Raw genomic sequence first — 16,574 nt, forward strand, 5'->3', positions numbered from 1 at the left:
CCGCGGCCGTCCCGCCGCCCGCGGCCGTGCCGCCGCCCGCGGCCGTGCCGCCGCCGGCCGTGCCGCCCGCAGGCGGCGCCGAGGGCACGACCGCGCCGCCTCCGCCGCCGACCACCCCGCCGCCGAGCACCCCGCCGCCGACGACACCGCCGCCGACGAACCCGTCGCGCCCCGGCCACGGGCACCACCATCCGCGTCCGCCGGCGCCGACGACCTCACCCACGGCCCCCGCCTCACCCACGACATCGCCGACCTCCACGACCTCGACCTCGGCCTCGGCCTCGGCGACCTCGACGACGGTCCCGGCCACGAGCTGAGCCGCGCCCGCCGCTCGCGGTCCCTCGCGCCGGTGGCCTCGACCGCGTCCACGCGTGTCGTGGCCGACGGACGGGCCACGTGCATGCCGGCCGCGTCCGGCGCACCGCGGTGGGTCGGAAACCGCGTGGCATCGCCGGGCACCGCGGATACGATCGCCGCATGCCGCCCGATTGACGCCCTTCGCCGCCCCCTGCGCCCGATCCGCGCCGGCTGACCCGGCCGGCGGTCGGGCTCGCCACCCTCACCGACCTCGTGCCGGTGTACGCGCTGTACGCGGTCTGGTTCGTCGCGAGCGGGCTCTCGGAGGCACAGATCTCGGCGCTGTTCGTGATCTGGTCGGTCGTGGGCCTGGTCGTCGAGGTCCCCTCGGGCGCGTTGGCCGACCGGTTCTCCCGGCGCGGCGCCGTCGTCGCCGCCGGCCTCGGCCAGGCCGTCGGCTATGCGGTGTGGGCACTGTGGCCGACGTTCGCCGGGTTCGCGCTCGGGTTCGCGCTGTGGGCGATCGGCGGGTCGCTGGACTCCGGGGCCCGCGAGGCGCTGCTGTACGACGCGCTGGCAGCGGCGGGGGCGCAGGCCCGCTATGCCCGGCTGATCGGCGCCACGACCGCCGCGGGCCTGCTGGCCGAGGTGCCCGCGGCCGGGCTGGCGACGCTGCTCTGGTCGGTCGGCGGGTTCACGGCCGTGGCGTGGGCGAGCGTGGGGACCTGCCTGCTCGCCGCCGTGGTCGCGACGCGGCTGCCGGAGACCCGGCCGGACCCGGGGAGCGGGCCGGACGGCAGCACCGACCGCAGCACCGACCGCAGCACCGACCGCAGCACCGACCGAAGCACCGACGGCAGGACCGACGATGACGAGCCCGGCTACCGCGCCGCGCTGCGGGCCGGGATCGCCGAGGCGGCGGCCCGGCCGGCGGTGCGCGCGCTGCTCGTCCCGGTGGCGGTGCTCGCCGGGGTCGACGCCGTCGAGGAGTACTTCCCGCTGCTCGCGGCGGACTGGTCCGTTCCGACGGGGTTCGTGCCGCTCGCCGTCGTCGCGACCTCGGTCACCGGCGCCGCTGGTGCAGCCCTCGCCGGCCGGGTCGCGGGCTGGAGCCGGTGGCGGCTCGCCGCGGTGGTCGCGGGGGCGGGCGCGGCGCTCGCCGTCGCCGCCGCCCTGGCCGTGCCCGCGGGGATGGTGCTGGTCGCCGCGTTCTACGGCGCGTACCGGATGGTGCTGGTCGTCCTGCAGGCACGGTTGCAGGACCGGATCGGCGGCCCCGCGCGGGCGACGGTGACGTCGGTCGCGGGGCTCGCGACGGAGGTCGTCGGCATCGGGGTGTTCGCGGCCTGGGCCTTGGGTGGCGTGTGGCCGGTCGTCGTCGCGGCCCTCGCGGTGGCGGCGCTCCTGCCGAGGTTGCTGCGCGGCGACGGCCGAGGCTGACGGGCCGCCGCGCGGACACACCGCGGGGCGCTGGCGGCGGTGGTCGCGGGTCGGGAAGGATCAGCGTCCCGGACGTCGTGCGGGTCCCGGACGTCGTGAGGTCAGGAGAACACAGGTGAGCGTGCCACCCACCGGACGACAGCTGATCGTCTCCGACGACGCCGGGACGACGGCCGTCGTCACGGAGGTGGGCGCCGGGCTGCGGGCCTTCGAGGCGAACGGCGTCGCCTACACGGAGACCTGGCCGGAGACCGAGCGGCCCCCACGCGGCTGCGGCGCGCTGCTGGCGCCGTGGCCCAACCGGGTCCGCGCCGGGCGCTGGGCCTGGCAGGGTGCCGAACAGCAGCTCGCGCTCACCGAGCCCGCGGCGGGCAACGCGATCCACGGCCTGCTGCGCCACGTCTGCTGGGTCGTCGACCAGCACGACGACGACGCCGTCACGCTGACCGCGTCCGTGATGCCGCAGCCGGGGTGGCCGCAGCCGGTCCGGGTGTCGGTGCGCTACGGCGTGGGCGCGGGCGGGCTCACCGTCGCGATCTCGGCCGAGAACCTCGGCACGGCCGACGTGCCCTTCGGCGTCGGGTCGCACCCGTACCTGCGCGTCGGGTCGACCCCGGTACGCGAGTGCACCCTCGAGCTCGGCGCGACGACCGCGGTCCCGCTCGTCGACCAGCTGCCCGCGGGCGAACCGCGCCCGCTCGCGGCCGAGGAGCGCACGATCTCGCTGCGCGACGCGCGGCTCGACGACTGCTTCGGCGGTGCCCGGCCCGTCGACGGCGACGACCTCGTCCGCCACCGGCTGACGTCCGCGGACGGCGGCGTCGAGCTGTGGGCCGACCCGGCGTTCGGCTGGGTGCAGGTCTTCACCCCCGACGACCTGGGCGGACACGGGCCCGCGGTGGCCGTCGAGCCGATGACGTGCCCGCCCGACGCACTGAACTCCGGCGAGGGCCTGGTGGTGCTGGCGCCGGGGGAGCGGTGGAGCGCCCGCTGGGGGCTCCGACCGCTGGGCTGAGCGGCCCGCCGTTCCGGTACCGGAGTGTCGTCACGGGCCCGCCGGCCCGCCCGGGCCGTCGACTACGGTCACGTCATGCGGACGGTGCTCGTCATCGGGATCGGCGCGGGCGACCCGGACCATCTGACCCTGCAGGCCGTCGCGGCCCTGCGCCGTGCCGACGTGTTCTTCGCCATCGACAAGGGGTCGGCGAAGGACGACCTGCTCGCGCTGCGCACGCTGCTGCTCGACCGGCACGTCGGGCCCGGCGCGTACCGCGTCGTCGAGGCGGCCGACCCCGAGCGCGACCGCGACGCCACCGGCCCGGGCTACCGCGAGGCCGTCCTCGACTGGCAGGACCGCCGCGCCGCCGTCTACGCCGGGATGATCGACGACGAGCTCGGTCCCGACGGCGTCGGCGCGTTCCTCGTCTGGGGCGACCCGGCGCTCTACGACGGCACGCTGCGGCTGCTCGCCGGCATCCACGACGCCGACGTCGCCTCCGGTGGCCAGGGCTTCACGATCGAGTCGGTCCCCGGCATCAGCAGCGTCGCCGCGCTCGCGGCCGCGCACCGGCTCATCCTCAACCGCGTCGGCGGGTCCGTGCTGGTGACGACGGGCCGGCGGCTGGCCGCCGGGATGCCGCGCGACGTGGACGACGTCGTCGTCATGCTCGACGGCTCGACGGCGTTCGCCGCCCTGCCCGACGACGACGTCGACATCTACTGGGGCGCCTACCTCGGCACCCCCGACGAGATCCTCGTCGCGGGCAACCTGCAGAAGGTCAAGGACGACATCGTCCGTCGCCGCGCGACGGCCCGCGAGCGCAAGGGCTGGATCATGGACACCTACCTGCTGCGCCGCGATCCCGGCCGACGCTGAGGCCGGGGTCGGCGACCGTCTCCGATTGAGACGGCGATCACCGTGGCCGTCACGCAGGATGGCCCGATCATGTCCTGAAGGACCCACCCCCGGAGGCCCGAGCACGTGAACGCGATGACCGCAGCCGTCAAGGTGCGTGTCGCGCGGGCCCGGTCGGGGGCGCTGCTCCTGGGACCCGCGCTCGTCGCGGCCGCCGCGTACGTCGACCCCGGCAACGTCGCGACGAACACCGCCGCGGGCGCCTCCTACGGCTACCTGCTCGTGTGGGTCGTGCTCGTCGCCAACCTGATGGCGGGCCTCGTGCAGTACCTGTCGGCCAAGCTCGGGCTGGTCACCGGGAGGTCCCTGCCGGAGTCGCTGCGCGAGCACCTGCCCCGCGGGACGCGCGTCGCCTACTGGGTGCAGGCCGAGCTGGTGACGATGGCGACCGACCTCGCCGAGGTGCTCGGCGGGGCGATCGCCCTCGCGCTGCTGTTCGACCTCCCGCTGATCTGGGGCGGCGTCATCACCTCGGTCGTGTCCATGGCGATCCTCAAGGTGGCCGACCGCAACGGCCAGAAGCGGTTCGAGCGGGTCGTCGCGACGATGCTGGCCGTCGTCGGGGTGGGCTTCGTCGCGAGCCTGTTCGTCGCGCCGCCGTCGGCCGCGGGTGTCGTCGGCGGCATCGTCCCGGGCTTCGCGGGCACCGGCAGCGTCCTGCTGGCCGCCGGCATGCTGGGCGCGACGGTCATGCCGCACGCGATCTACGTGCACTCGTCGCTCTCGCGCGACCGGCACGGCTCGCCCGCGCCCGGCCCCGCCCGTCGCCGGCTGCTGTCCGCGACCCGCGCGGACGTCGCCGTCGCGCTCACCGTCGCCGGTGCGGTGAACCTGGGCCTGCTGCTCGTCGGCGCCGCGGTGCTGACCGGCGACCAGCGCACCGCGACGCTCGAGGGCGTCCACGCCGCGATCGGCGACAAGCTCGGGCCGCTGTTCGCGATCGGGTTCGCGGTCGCCCTTCTGTTCTCCGGCCTGGCGTCGACGGCGGTCGGCTGCTACTCCGGCTCCGTCGTGATGTCGGGGCTGCTGAAGATCCGGGTGCCGCTCGTGGCCCGCCGGATCGTCACGGCCATCCCCGCGCTCATCGTCCTGGGCATCGGCATCGACCCGACGTGGGCACTCATCGTCTCGCAGGTGGTGCTGTCGTTCGGCATCCCGTTCGCGCTGATCCCGCTGGTCGTCCTCACCTCGCGCCGTTCGGTCATGGGCGAGGACGTCAACCGGCGCGGCACCGTCGTGGCCGGCATCGTGGTGTGCACGGCGATCGTCGCGCTCAACGTCGTGCTGATCTACCTGACGGCGACCGGGCAGGGCTAGGGACCTCTGGGCCTGCGGACGCAGCCCGGGGTGATCGGCGTTCGCGGGACGTCGGCGCATCTGCTCGCGCTCACGTCGGCGGCCGGGGTGGACCCGCGACCCGACGAGCGTGGGGCTCCGTGCGCTCAATGGTGGTTGCGCCGGCGGCGCCCGTGCAACCCCGGGAGGGACTCGTGACCGCCCCGAGCACCCGGAGGGTGCCGATGTCCCATCCCGACCGTCACCCCGACCCCGTCCCCGCCGGCTCCCGGCCCGACGCCGTCGAGTTCGTCCACCGCAGCTGGCGCGCCGAGCCCGCACAGCTCGGCGCCATCCGCCGCGAGCTCGTCGACTGGATCACCCCGCTCGGGCTGAGCCCCGATGAGGTCGACGACGTCGTGCTCGCCGTCGACGAGGCCACCGCCAACGCCGTGCAGCACGCCTACGGCCCCGACGAGCACGGCGACGTCGAGCTGACGCTCTGGACCGAGCCCGGCGCCCTGTGCATCGAGGTCACCGACCACGGCAACTGGCACCCGACCGACACCCCCGGCCGCGGCATCGGGCTGATGCAGCGCATGGTCGGCGCCGTGCTGATCCACGTCGACGACGCCGGCAGCAAGGTGCACCTGCGCCATCCGCTGCCCGCCGCGGACCAGCCGGCGGGGCGTCACCGCGCGGGCGAGGGCGCCTGATCCCCGCCGCCGGACGTGCGCGGCGTCCCGAGCAGCGCCCGGGCGCCGCGCAGCACGTGCTCTCGGATCGCGGCCGGATCGGCATCCGACATCGGCCGCGTCGGGATGACGGTGCGCAGCAGCCCGATCCCGAGCAGCCACGCGAGCATCAACCCGGCACGCAGGGCGGCGTCGGCCTCGTCGTCGGTGTCGACGAGCCCGGCGAACGTCCCGCCCCAGCGCGTCTCCAGCTCCGCGCGCATCGCCGCGCCGGCCTCGGTGCTGCCCGTCGAGCGCAGGACCGCGAAGAACAGCTCGGTGCCGCTCGGGTCGTCGGCGGTGATGGCGGCCAGCGCGCGGTCGAGCAGCTCCTCCGGCGGCCCGTCCTCGAGCAGCGCCATCGCCTCACCGGAGAGCGCCTCGGCGAAGAGTCCCTCCTTGTTGCCGAAGTGCCGGAACAGCAGGGCCTGGTTGACGCCGGCGCGCTCGGCGACGGCGCGGACCGTCGTGGCGTCGTACCCGACGGCCGCGAACAGCTCGCGAGCGGCGACGAGCAGCGCCCGGCGCGTGGCCGCGGCGTCACGGGGCCGTGCCCGCCGCGCGCTCGCCTCGCCGGTGTCCTGCGTCGCCATCTGCTCTCCTCCTGGGCCCGCCCGCCCCGCCGGGCCTGTCTGGTTCGTCGGAAACGACCGTGCCGGGCGGAGTCGAGGTCATCACAACACATCGGGCCCCCGCGGCGGGTGCGGCCGCGGCGCGACGCGCCCGTGCGGGCCCGGACCTGCCCCGGCCGTGTGACGCCGCATGCACGGACCGCCCGTACCGGGCCCGCCTCCTCGGCATGTCGCCGTGGGGCGTCGCGCCGGGACGTGGTGCCGGGACGAGGTATCGGCACAGCAGCACGACGCGGCAGGTCCGGCGGCCGAGGGCCGTCCCGCAGACTTTCCGAGCGTGACCCGTGTGAGCCGGGGACGGCGCGGGTATGCGCCTTCGGACCGTGCGCAGCGGCCGGGTGGGCTCGTGCCCGCGGTCGCGAGGTCGCCCGCTCCCGCGGCCGGCCGCGACGCCGACCGGCCCGCCTGCACGACAGCCGCCTGCACGACAGCCACCTGCACGACAGCCGCCCGCACGACAGCCCGTACGACCGAGGAGGAACCGGCGACATGGCCCGCCGTGACGATCCCCAGCCCCAGGCCCCCGACATCGGGGAGCTGGTGCACGAGAACGCCGACTACACGCTGACCGGCGAGGGCGACCCGTTGGACGCCGGCTGGGTGCCGCCCGACCGGCCGATCGAGCTCGACGGCGACACCGTCACCCCGGCCGGGGCCCGCGCGGGCGAGAGCCACGACGACAGGCTGGCCCGCGAGCTGTCCGACGACGCCGGGCCGACGGATGCCGAGCGGGCGGGACGGCTCGTCGCCGAACACACCGACGCGGGCGGCGGGGCCGCCGACGACAACGATGCCGTCGAGGTCGGGGTCGACGGCGGCGCCGCGTCGGCGGAGGAGGCGGCGGTGCACCGCACCGGCGGCGACCCGCTCGAACCGGTCGTCGACGACAGCCCGGTCGGCGACCCCGAGGTCGCCGCCCAGCTGGACGACGGACCGCGCGCCGAGCAGGCCGAACGCGACGCCCACCGCGACGCCGAGGGCGACCCGATCGCGGGCCGCGACGAGGAGCACCGCGACCCGGGCGGCGTCCTGGATCGCGCGGCCGGTATCGACGCGGTGCCCGACGCGGCGGGGGCGGCGGCCGCGGCCTCGGGCCGTGACGACGCCGGACCCGACGGCAGGTTGTCCTGACCGCGCCCGCCGGTTCACTCCCGCACGGCGGGGACCACGTGGCGCGGCTGCGCGCCGTGTCGTTGCGCGTGACCCGGCCGCGGCTCGCCGTGCTCGCCGCCCTGCACGACCACCCGCACGTCGACACCGAGACGGTCATCGGGCTGGTCCGGGCGAGCCTGCCCACGGTGTCGCACCAGGCCGTCTACGACGTGCTGCGGGCGCTGACCGACGCCGGCCTGGTGCGCCGCATCCAGCCGGCGGGCACGACCGCCCGGTACGAGGCGCGCGTCGGGGACAACCACCACCACGTCGTGTGCCGGGTCTGCGACGCGATCGCCGACGTCGACTGCGCCGTCGGCCCGGCCCCCTGCCTCGACGCCTCCGACGACCGCGGCTTCCTGATCGACGAGGCCGAGGTCGTCTTCTGGGGCATCTGCCCCGCCTGCGCGGCCCAGCGCAGCCGTGAAGAACAGCGAGTCCGGAAGGCACACCGATGAGCGACCCCGAGAACCGCAACCCCGAGAACGCCGGCACGGCGAACACAGGACCCGAGACGAGCGGCACCGGCCCGTCGAGCGCACAGGGGGTGGACAGGAAGGCCGAGGCGGGCTGTCCCGTCGCGCCCGACTCGGTGACCTCCCACGGCAGCGAGAGCGAGAACCCGGCGATCGACTCGCCGACCGCGAAGTCGTCGGGCAGGCCGCACACGGTCCGCGACTGGTGGCCCAACCAGCTCGACCTCTCGGTGCTGCGCGCGCACTCGCCCAGGAGCAACCCACTGGGCGCGGACTTCCGGTACGCCGACGAGTTCGCGAACCTCGACGTCGACGCCCTCAAGCGCGACATCGTCGAGGTGCTGACGACCCCGCAGGACTGGTGGCCCGCCGACTTCGGCCACTACGGCGGACTGATGATCCGGATGAGCTGGCACGCCGCGGGCACCTACCGGATCTACGACGGACGCGGCGGCGCGGGCGACGGGGCCCAGCGGTTCGCCCCGCTCAACAGCTGGCCCGACAACGCCAACCTGGACAAGGCACGTCGGCTGCTGTGGCCGGTCAAGGAGAAGTACGGGCAGCAGATCTCCTGGGCCGACCTGCTCGTCCTCGCCGGCAACGTCGCGCTGGAGTCGATGGGCTTCCAGACGTTCGGCTTCGGCTTCGGCCGCGAGGACACGTGGGAACCGGAGGAGATCTTCTGGGGCCCGGAGGACGACTGGCTGGGCGACGAACGCTACGTCACCGACAGCGACATGGTCCCCGAGCTCGGCGCGACGGAGATGGGCCTGATCTACGTCAACCCCGAGGGCCCTCGCGGCAGTGCCGACTTCATGGCGGCGGCGCACTTCATCCGCGAGACGTTCGCGCGGATGGCGATGGACGACGAGGAGACCGTCGCGCTGATCGCGGGCGGGCACACCTTCGGCAAGACCCACGGCGCCGGGGTGGCCGACGACCACGTCGGCCCCGAGCCCGAGGCCGCGCCGCTGGAGACGCAGGGTCTGGGCTGGCTGAGCACCTACGGGACGGGCAAGGGGCCCGACACGATCACCAGCGGGCTGGAGGTGACGTGGACCGACCGTCCGACCGAGTGGAGCAACCGCTTCTTCGAGATCCTCTTCGGCTACGAGTGGGAGCTGACGACCAGCCCCGGCGGGGGCAAGCAGTACGTCGCCAAGGACGCGCCCGAGATCATCCCCGACCCGTACGACCCGAACGTCAAGCACCGGCCGACGATGCTGACGACCGACCTGGCGCTGCGCTTCGACCCGACCTACGGGCCGATCTCGCGGCGCTTCATGGAGAATCCCGACGAGTTCGCCCTCGCGTTCGCGAAGGCCTGGTACAAGCTGCTGCACCGCGACATGGGTCCGGTCAGCCGCTTCCTGGGCCCGTGGGTGGCCGAGCCGCAGCTGTGGCAGGACCCGGTGCCCGCGGTCGACCACGAGCTCGTGGGCGAGGCCGACGTCGCCGCGCTCAAGGAGACGATCCTGGGGTCCGGACTCACCACGGCCCAGCTCGTCGGCACGGCGTGGGCGTCCGCGGCCAGCTTCCGGGCCACGGACAAGCGCGGCGGGGCCAACGGTGCGCGGCTGCGCCTGGAGCCCCAGCGCAGCTGGGAGGTCAACCAGCCGGAGCAGCTCACGTCGGTGCTGGAGACGCTCGAGGGCATCCGCGACGAGTTCAACGCCGGCGGCGGCGCGTCGATCTCGCTCGCCGACCTGATCGTGCTGGCCGGGTCGGCCGGCGTCGAGAAGGCCGCGCGCGACGCCGGTGTCGAGCTGACCGTGCCGTTCCGTCCCGGCCGCACCGACGCCACCCAGGAGCAGACCGACGTCGACTCGTTCCGGGTCCTCGAGCCGCGCGCGGACGGCTTCCGCAACTACCTGCGCGCCGGGGAGAAGCTCCAGCCCGAGGTGCTCATGGTCGACCGCGCCTACATGCTCGACCTGACCGCGCCGGAGATGACGGTGCTCGTCGGTGGCCTGCGCGCGCTCGGTGCCAACGTCGGCGGGAGCCCGCACGGCGTTCTCACCGACCGGCCGGGTGTGCTCACCAACGACTTCTTCACCAACCTGCTCGCGCCCGGTACCCGGTGGACGACGTCGAGGTCCGAGGAGAACGTGTACGAGATCCGCGACGTCGCGACCGACGAGGTGCGGTGGACGGCCACGGCCGTCGACCTCGTCTTCGGCTCCAACTCCCAGCTGCGGGCCCTCGCGGAGGTCTACGCGGGTGAGGCCGGACGGGAGCGCTTCCTGAACGCGTTCGTCTCGGCGTGGACCAAGGTGATGGAGCTCGACCGGTTCGACCTCGCCTGAGCCCCACACCGCAACGGGCCCGGCCGATCCCCGCGCGGGGACGGCCGGGCCCGGTCGTGCGGCGGTGCCGCGTCGCTCAGAGGCAACCCTGCGTGAGCTTCGCGATCTCCGAGTCGAGGTCCATCCGGGTCGGCTCGTCACCCAGAGCGACGAGCTCGGTGGTGGCGTCGACGAAGCTGCGGAGCAGGTCGCGGTCGACCTCGAGGATCGCGCGGCCGTCGAACGAGCTGATCTCGATCTCGACGATGTCGTAGCCCTGGACGATCTGCGGGCTCATCCGGATGTGGCCGTGGCCCGCCGGGCCCTCGAGCGACTCGACGACCAGGTCGCGGGCCACGAGCCACTCGACCCACCGATCGCCCCTGGTCCGGACGGCGAACGTGACGGCGAACGGGTCGCGGGCGTCGTAGCTCCAGCGCGTCACGACCGGCGCGGGCTGCCCGTGCAGCACGGTGAACATGTCCTGCTGGACCGAGTCGGTCGTCATCGTCGTGCTCCCTGGCGCTGGTTGCCGGTCCCCGTGTGTTCCGGCCTCGCACAGGGAATCGCCCGCGGCCGCCCGGACGCTGCACTTCTCGCCGGGGTTCACTCGATCAGATGACGGACGTCGATCGGCCGGACGACGCAGTCTCAGTTGCGACGTGCGGCGGTCACGACCCAGATTCCGGCCGCACCCGTGGTGGCCGGCTGGACCATCGTCACGGTCGTCGACCCCGCGTCCGGGTCGGTCACGACGACCGATCCGGAGTCGGGCGCGCCCGCGGTCGGTGCCCGCCAGCCGAGGACCGTCGTCGCGTAGCTGGTCGCCACCTCGGCCGGGTCGAGCAGCCACGGCTGGGCGCCGTTGTCGACCTGGGCCTGCAGCGCCTTCGCGGCGGCGGCGTCGGTGACGGGCCAGAGCAGGCCGCCGGCCGGCGCCGTCGGGCCGGCGGCCGTGCCCGACGACGGTGGGGTCGCGGACGGTGTCGGGGTCGTGGACGAGGGTGTGCCGCCGGCGGCGTCGGGCCCCGCCGCGCCCCCTGCGCAACCGGCGAGGACGGCGACGGCCAGCGCGGCCGTGGCCGTGGCCGCCAGCAGCCTGCGGACGGGGCGGGGACCTGCGGCGCGGGAACCGTGGTCGGTGTCGACGGGTCCGGCGGCGGTGGGGTGCGTCGTCACGGGGGCGGACGCTAGCCCCGCACCGGCTGCGCGGCGGCCGTCCGCTTCCGGCGCGTCCGGCTGACGTGCGGGTGCGCCCCGCGGTGCGCCGGACGGCCCCCGCCGGACGGTCAGCCCGGTCCGCCGCGACGCCGCCGCGCAGGGCCGGTCGTGGCTAGGGTGTCGCCAGATGATCGGCACGAGACCGGACATCGGCACATGAGCTCAGGAACACGACGGAGTGCGAGATGACCGAGGCGGATGCCTTCTACGCGGCGCGCGACTTCCTGCTGACCCACCGCACCGACTACGACACGGCCGTCCGCGACTTCCGCTGGCCGCAGCTCACCGAGTTCAACTGGGCCCTCGACCACTTCGACAACGTCGCCGCCGATCCCGAGCGCGGCGCCCGCCGGGCGCTGTGGATCGTCGAGAGCGACGGCTCCGAGGCGTACTGGACGTTCGCGGAGATGTCGTCGCGCTCCAACCGCGTGGCGAACTGGCTGCGTGCCCAGGGTGTCGCGCGCGGTGACCGGATCATCCTCATGCTGGGCAACCAGCTCGAGCTGTGGGAGACGCTGCTCGCGGCGATGAAGCTCGGCGCGGTCGTCATCCCGGCGACGACGCTGCTCACCGCCGAGGACCTGCGCGACCGCGTCGAGCGCGGCAACGCCCGGCACGTCGTCGTCGGCGGTGCCGACGCCGGCAAGTTCGACGACGTCGCGGGCGACTACACGCGCATCGCCGTGCGGGGCGCGCCGTCCGGCTGGCTCGACTACACCGAGGCCTACGACGTCGCCGACACGTTCGTGCCCGACGGCGTCACCCGGGCCGACGACACGCTGCTGCTCTACTTCACCTCCGGCACGACGGCCAAGCCGAAGCTGGTCGAGCACACCCACCAGTCCTACCCGGTCGGCCACCTGTCGACGATGTACTGGATCGGGCTGGAGCCCGGCGACGTGCACCTCAACATCTCCTCGCCGGGCTGGGCCAAGCACGCCTGGTCCAACGTCTTCGCGCCGTGGATCGCCGAGGCCACCGTGCTCGTCATGAACTACGCACGGTTCGACGCGGAGAGCGTGCTGGGCGTGCTGGAGCGCTGCGGCGTCGACAGCTTCTGCGCCCCGCCGACGGTGTGGCGCATGCTCATCCAGGCCGACCTGTCGACGCTGCGCACCCCGCCGCAGAAGGTCGTCGGGGCGGGGGAGCCGCTCAACCCCGAGGTCATCGAGCAGGTCGAGAAGGCCTGGGGCGTGCGGATCCGCGACGGCTTCGGCCAGACCGAGTCGAGCGTGCAGATCGGCAACCCGCCCGGGCAGACCGTCAAGCCCGGCTCGATGGGCCGGCCCATCCCGGGCTTCCCGATCGAGCTGATCGACCCCGCGACGGGCGAGAAGAGCGACGAGGGCGAGATCTGCATCGACCTGTCGCGCCGCCCGACGGGGCTGATGGTCGGCTACTACGGCGACGACGAGCGCAACGCCGAGGCCATGGCCGGCGGCTACTACCACACCGGCGACGTCGGCTCCCGCGACGCGGACGGCTACATCACCTACGTCGGCCGCTCCGACGACGTCTTCAAGGCCAGCGACTACCGGATCAGCCCGTTCGAGCTGGAGAGCGTGCTGATCGAGCACCCGGCGGTCGCGGAGGCGGCCGTCGTGCCCTCGCCCGATCCGGTGCGGCTCGCGGTGCCGAAGGCCTACGTCGTCCTGGCGGCCGGGCACACGCCCGACGAGGCGACGGCCCGCTCGATCCTCGAGTTCGCGCGCGACAACCTGGCGCCCTACAAGCGGATCCGGCGCCTCGAGTTCGCCGACCTGCCCAAGACGATCTCCGGCAAGATCCGTCGCGTCGAGCTGCGCGGGCGCGAGCAGGACATCCACGGCTCCGAGGCGGCGACCGCGCAGGGCGAGTACACCCTGTGAGCGGCGTTCGTCGTCACAGCAGTCGTCACAGCGGCTGACGCCACTCACGACCGCCTGAGATGGTCAGGAGCCGGTCCGGCCTGCCGGGCAGGGTGAGCGGCGGCCCGTGAGGGTGCCGAGCAGGAGCAGCGCGCCCCACGGGCCGATCACCCAGGCCGGCCAGAACGGCTGCACGCTGCCCGTCCCCACCGAGGTCGCGAGCCACATGACCAGGCAGATCGTGCCGACGAGCGCCCACGGTGCCCAGGCCGCGGCGCGCCCGGCGGCGATCCGCGGCCGGGCCGTCGTGGGCGCCGCGGTCGCGACGGGCTCGCGGGCCGTGAGGACGGGCAGATCGCGGGTGACCGCGTCGAGGTCGGCCTGGGTGCGGGCGGCGTGGACGGCGTCGAGCCGGGACTCGAACTCGGTGAGGTCGAGCCGTCCGTCGCCGACGTGCGTCCGCAGCAGCGCCTCGGTGTGCTCGCGTTCGGCGTCGCCGATCCGCAGGCCGGGGTGTGCGTCGTGGTCGGGCATCGGGGTCCTCCGTCCGTTCGTGCGACGTGACCCAGCCTGCTCGCGTCACCCCTGACGTGTCAAGTTCGACATGTCGAAATCGACGCGACGTGTGCGGTCAGTCCGTGCCGCCGAAGTGTCCGGGCCAGTCGCGGTAGCTGATGCGGGAGATCGAGACGACCTCGCCCAGCCGGCCCCACTCGTTGCGGCCCAGCCGGGCCAGCGGCCGCAGCCGCTCCACCGACGGCAGCGTGTTGCCGCGCTCGTCGGTCTCCAGCACGTCCGGGTCGACGACGGCGTGCACGACGCGGCCGATCACGACCGTCGAGTCGCCCAGGGTCAGGTCGCGCTCCAGCCGGCACTCGAACGCGATCGGCGACTCCGCCACCCGCGGCGGGGCGACGAGCTTGCTCGGCTCGGGCGTCAGCCCGACGGCGGTGAACTCGCTGATCTCGGCGGGGAAGTCGGTCGCCGTGGCGTTGATCCGCTCGAACATCGGCTCCGTCGCGATCGAGATCACGAACTCGCCGGTCTCGCGCACGTTGCGCAGCGAGTCCTTCACCCCGTACGAGGTGAACTGCAGCATCGGCGGGTCCACACACGCGACGGTGAAGAACGAGTGCGGCGCGAGGTTGTCGACGCCCGCCGCCGACCGCGTCGAGACCCACGCGATCGGCCGCGGCAGCACGGACGAGGTCAGCAGCTTGTAGAACGCGCGAGCGCCCATCTCGTCAGGACTCATGTCGGTGCGCATGCGACGGATCCTCCCTCGTCGTCGCGGCTGCGGCGAACCCCGGTGGGCGCGGCCACACCGGGTGCTCCGTAGCGTCGCGGCCGTGCGATCGTCCCGCGGCACCGCCCGCGCCCTCGGTCTCCTCGCCGGTGTCCTCGCCGACCGGGTCGTCGGAGACCCGCGCCGCGGCCACCCCGTCGCCGGGTTCGGCCGGCTCGCCGGCGCACTCGAACGCCGGGACCGGGCCGACAGCAGGGCGCGCGGAGCCGCGCACGTCGTCGCGCTGGTCGGGGGCGTGGTCGCGGCGGGCCTCGCGGTCGAACGGGCGTCCCGGGCGCCGGCGGCGGTCGTGGTGACGACGGGTGTGGCCACCTGGGCGGTGCTCGGCGGCCGGTCGCTCGTGGGGGAGGGGACGGCGCTGGGCCGCGAGCTCGCCGCGGGCGACGAGGCCGCCGCGCGACGCAGGCTGCCCCACCTGTGCGGGCGCGACCCCGACACGCTCGACGCCGCCGGGATGGCCAGGGCGGGGGTGGAGTCGTTGGCGGAGAACACCTCCGACGCGGTCGTCGCGCCGCTGCTGTGGGGTGCCGTCGCCGGGGTCCCGGGGCTGCTGGGCTACCGCGCCGTCAACACCCTCGACGCGATGATCGGGCATCGTTCGCCGCGGTACGCGCGCTTCGGCTGGGCCGCGGCCCGGCTCGACGACCTCGCCAACCTCGTCCCCGCCCGCGTCGCCGCCTGTCTCGTCGCGGGGCTCGCGCCGCTGGTCGGCGGGTCGCCGAGGGCTGCGTTGCGGGCCTGGCGACGTGACGCGGGCGCCCATCCCAGCCCGAACGCCGGCCCGGTCGAGGCGGCGGCCGCGGGGGCCCTCGGGGTGCGGCTGGGCGGCACGACCGTCTACCCCTACGGGGTGCAGGAGCGGCCGGTGCTGGGTGAGGGCCGCCCACCCGAGGTGCCCGACCTCGCCCGCGCCGCGGTGCTCTCGACGGCGGTCGGTGCGGCGTCGGCGGTCCTCGCCGCGGCCACGGCGATGTGGACGAGCCGGCCCGGCCCGTGCTCCCGGGCCCGGTGAGGGTCCCGGCTCAGGCGCGGTCGCCGGTCTCGTCGCGGGCGCGCCCGGACGGCGCGTCGCGCACGACCGCCTGCTCGCCCCCGCCGCGCTCCTGACCGGCGGAGGGCTCCCGGCCCACACCCGGCTCCTGGGTGACGGGCGGCTCGTCGCGGCCGGCGAGGGCGTCGCGCAGGGCGGCCCGCTCGGTCCTGCGGTCGCGACGGGTCCGGCGCTGCAACAGCTCCAGCCGGATGAAGTAGCCGAGCGCGATGAGCGCGATCGCCCCGAAGGTGAGCCACTGCAGGGCGTAGGAGAAGTTGGAGAACGGCGCGGCGCCGGTGTCCGGCTCGATCGCGAGCGGGCGCAGTGTGCCCGGGCCGCTCTGCTCGGCGACGTAGCCCGCGACTGCGGCCAGCCCGCTCGCGCGGGCGACGGTCTGCGAGTTCGCGCTGTAGACCTGCAGGTGCCCGTCCTGGGTGAACGCGGGCCGGTCCTTGGGGTCGATCTCGTCGGTGCGCAGCCGTCCGACGACGGTGACCTCGCCGCCCGGCGCGGCGGGGAACGACGGCACGACCTGCCCGTCGGCCGCCTCGACCGAGCCACGGTCGATCACGACGACCCGGCCGTCGGTGGTGCGCAGCGGCGTCATGACCTCGAACGCGGGCTTCCCGTCGACGACCCGCAGCCGCACGACCGCCTCCGCCTCGGGCACGAACGTGCCCGTCACCGTGACCTGCCGCCACTGCAACGACGGGTCGACGGCGTCCTGGGGGACCAGCGTCGAGAACGGCTGTGGCGCGATGGTCGCGGCGATGTCGATGTCCTTCTGCTGCGAGTCGCGCTCGGCCTCGCGGCCGAACTGCCACGGCGCGAGGTAGACGTAGCAGGCCACCGCGAAGGCGACGACCGCCACGACGAGGGCGATCCATCCCGGTCGCAGCAGGAAGCGCATGGCCTCACGGTAGGCCCCGCCCGGCCGGCACCCGACGCCGGACCCCGTGGG

General features: G+C 74.8%; 17 protein-coding genes. 10 read left to right on the forward strand and 7 right to left on the reverse strand.

What is annotated here, in order from left to right; translation table 11 throughout:
• A partial coding sequence (locus tag PSD17_RS03720; RefSeq protein WP_339121551.1) for a hypothetical protein occupies positions 1-310 on the reverse strand: 310 nt, incomplete at its 3' end.
• 260 nt (positions 311-570) lie between these two features.
• Between PSD17_RS03720 and PSD17_RS03725 the strand changes: the two genes are divergently transcribed.
• From PSD17_RS03725 to PSD17_RS03745, 5 genes are all read left to right on the forward strand, one after another.
• Positions 571-1,737 (forward strand): MFS transporter, encoded by a 1,167-nt coding sequence (locus tag PSD17_RS03725; RefSeq protein ID WP_339121552.1) that lies wholly within the window; start codon positions 571-573, stop codon positions 1,735-1,737.
• A 115-nt stretch (positions 1,738-1,852) separates the two neighbouring features.
• The gene (locus tag PSD17_RS03730; RefSeq protein WP_339121554.1) at positions 1,853-2,752 is read left to right on the forward strand and encodes an aldose 1-epimerase family protein; all 900 of its coding nucleotides are present in this window, start codon (positions 1,853-1,855) and stop codon (positions 2,750-2,752) included.
• Between the two features lie 75 nt (positions 2,753-2,827).
• Positions 2,828-3,613, forward strand: a complete 786-nt coding sequence (cobF, locus tag PSD17_RS03735; protein WP_339121556.1) for a precorrin-6A synthase (deacetylating) — start codon at positions 2,828-2,830, stop codon at positions 3,611-3,613.
• 114 nt (positions 3,614-3,727) lie between these two features.
• Positions 3,728-4,969, forward strand: coding sequence for an Nramp family divalent metal transporter (locus PSD17_RS03740; protein WP_041761164.1), 1,242 nt, complete (start codon positions 3,728-3,730; stop codon positions 4,967-4,969).
• 203 nt (positions 4,970-5,172) lie between these two features.
• Entirely contained in the window at positions 5,173-5,643 is a 471-nt protein-coding gene (locus PSD17_RS03745; protein WP_158703399.1) for an ATP-binding protein, read from the forward strand.
• Here the strand turns inward: PSD17_RS03745 and PSD17_RS03750 are convergent.
• Complete coding sequence (locus PSD17_RS03750) at positions 5,619-6,254, reverse strand: TetR/AcrR family transcriptional regulator (RefSeq protein ID WP_013674836.1); 636 nt, start codon at positions 6,252-6,254, stop codon at positions 5,619-5,621. The genes PSD17_RS03745 and PSD17_RS03750 overlap by 25 nt on opposite strands.
• Before the next feature lie 528 nt (positions 6,255-6,782).
• Here PSD17_RS03750 and PSD17_RS03755 point away from each other — a divergent pair.
• The 3 genes from PSD17_RS03755 to katG are packed head-to-tail and all read left to right on the forward strand — an operon-like array spanning position 6,783 to position 10,227.
• On the forward strand, positions 6,783-7,424 hold the full coding sequence (locus PSD17_RS03755) for a DUF5709 domain-containing protein (RefSeq protein WP_339121560.1): 642 nt from the start codon (positions 6,783-6,785) through the stop codon (positions 7,422-7,424).
• Positions 7,425-7,462: 38 nt separating this feature from the next.
• Entirely contained in the window at positions 7,463-7,903 is a 441-nt protein-coding gene (locus PSD17_RS03760; protein ID WP_339121562.1) for a Fur family transcriptional regulator, read from the forward strand.
• Positions 7,900-10,227 (forward strand): catalase/peroxidase HPI, encoded by a 2,328-nt coding sequence (katG, locus tag PSD17_RS03765; RefSeq protein ID WP_339121563.1) that lies wholly within the window; start codon positions 7,900-7,902, stop codon positions 10,225-10,227. The genes PSD17_RS03760 and katG overlap by 4 nt, the downstream gene beginning before the upstream one ends.
• 76 nt (positions 10,228-10,303) lie before the next feature.
• On the opposite strand, the gene PSD17_RS03770 is transcribed toward katG, so the two are convergent.
• Both PSD17_RS03770 and PSD17_RS03775 read right to left on the reverse strand, forming a co-directional pair.
• The gene (locus tag PSD17_RS03770; RefSeq protein ID WP_013674840.1) at positions 10,304-10,714 is read right to left on the reverse strand and encodes an SsgA family sporulation/cell division regulator; all 411 of its coding nucleotides are present in this window, start codon (positions 10,712-10,714) and stop codon (positions 10,304-10,306) included.
• A 143-nt stretch (positions 10,715-10,857) separates the two neighbouring features.
• Complete coding sequence (locus PSD17_RS03775; RefSeq protein WP_013674841.1) at positions 10,858-11,385, reverse strand: hypothetical protein; 528 nt, start codon at positions 11,383-11,385, stop codon at positions 10,858-10,860.
• A 227-nt stretch (positions 11,386-11,612) separates the two neighbouring features.
• On the opposite strand from PSD17_RS03775, the gene PSD17_RS03780 reads away from it, so the two are divergent.
• Positions 11,613-13,295 carry an AMP-binding protein gene (locus tag PSD17_RS03780; RefSeq protein ID WP_339121565.1) on the forward strand — a complete coding sequence of 561 codons (1,683 nt, stop codon included), beginning with the start codon at positions 11,613-11,615 and terminating at the stop codon, positions 13,293-13,295.
• A gap of 63 nt (positions 13,296-13,358) precedes the next feature.
• On the opposite strand, the gene PSD17_RS03785 is transcribed toward PSD17_RS03780, so the two are convergent.
• Positions 13,359-13,808 carry a DUF1707 SHOCT-like domain-containing protein gene (locus PSD17_RS03785; protein WP_013674843.1) on the reverse strand — a complete coding sequence of 150 codons (450 nt, stop codon included), beginning with the start codon at positions 13,806-13,808 and terminating at the stop codon, positions 13,359-13,361.
• A gap of 97 nt (positions 13,809-13,905) precedes the next feature.
• Complete coding sequence (locus tag PSD17_RS03790) at positions 13,906-14,541, reverse strand: flavin reductase family protein (protein WP_103383889.1); 636 nt, start codon at positions 14,539-14,541, stop codon at positions 13,906-13,908.
• Between the two features lie 82 nt (positions 14,542-14,623).
• On the opposite strand from PSD17_RS03790, the gene PSD17_RS03795 reads away from it, so the two are divergent.
• Positions 14,624-15,592: a cobalamin biosynthesis protein gene (locus PSD17_RS03795; protein ID WP_233899400.1), complete on the forward strand. Its 969-nt coding sequence runs from the start codon at positions 14,624-14,626 to the stop codon at positions 15,590-15,592.
• Between the two features lie 10 nt (positions 15,593-15,602).
• Here PSD17_RS03795 and PSD17_RS03800 read toward each other — a convergent pair whose 3' ends face one another.
• Positions 15,603-16,523 (reverse strand): SURF1 family cytochrome oxidase biogenesis protein, encoded by a 921-nt coding sequence (locus PSD17_RS03800; protein WP_339121568.1) that lies wholly within the window; start codon positions 16,521-16,523, stop codon positions 15,603-15,605.
• Between the last annotated feature and the right edge of the window lie 51 nt (positions 16,524-16,574).

The organism is Pseudonocardia sp. D17, from assembly GCF_036984265.1.
Classification (GTDB): domain Bacteria; phylum Actinomycetota; class Actinomycetes; order Mycobacteriales; family Pseudonocardiaceae; genus Pseudonocardia; species Pseudonocardia benzenivorans.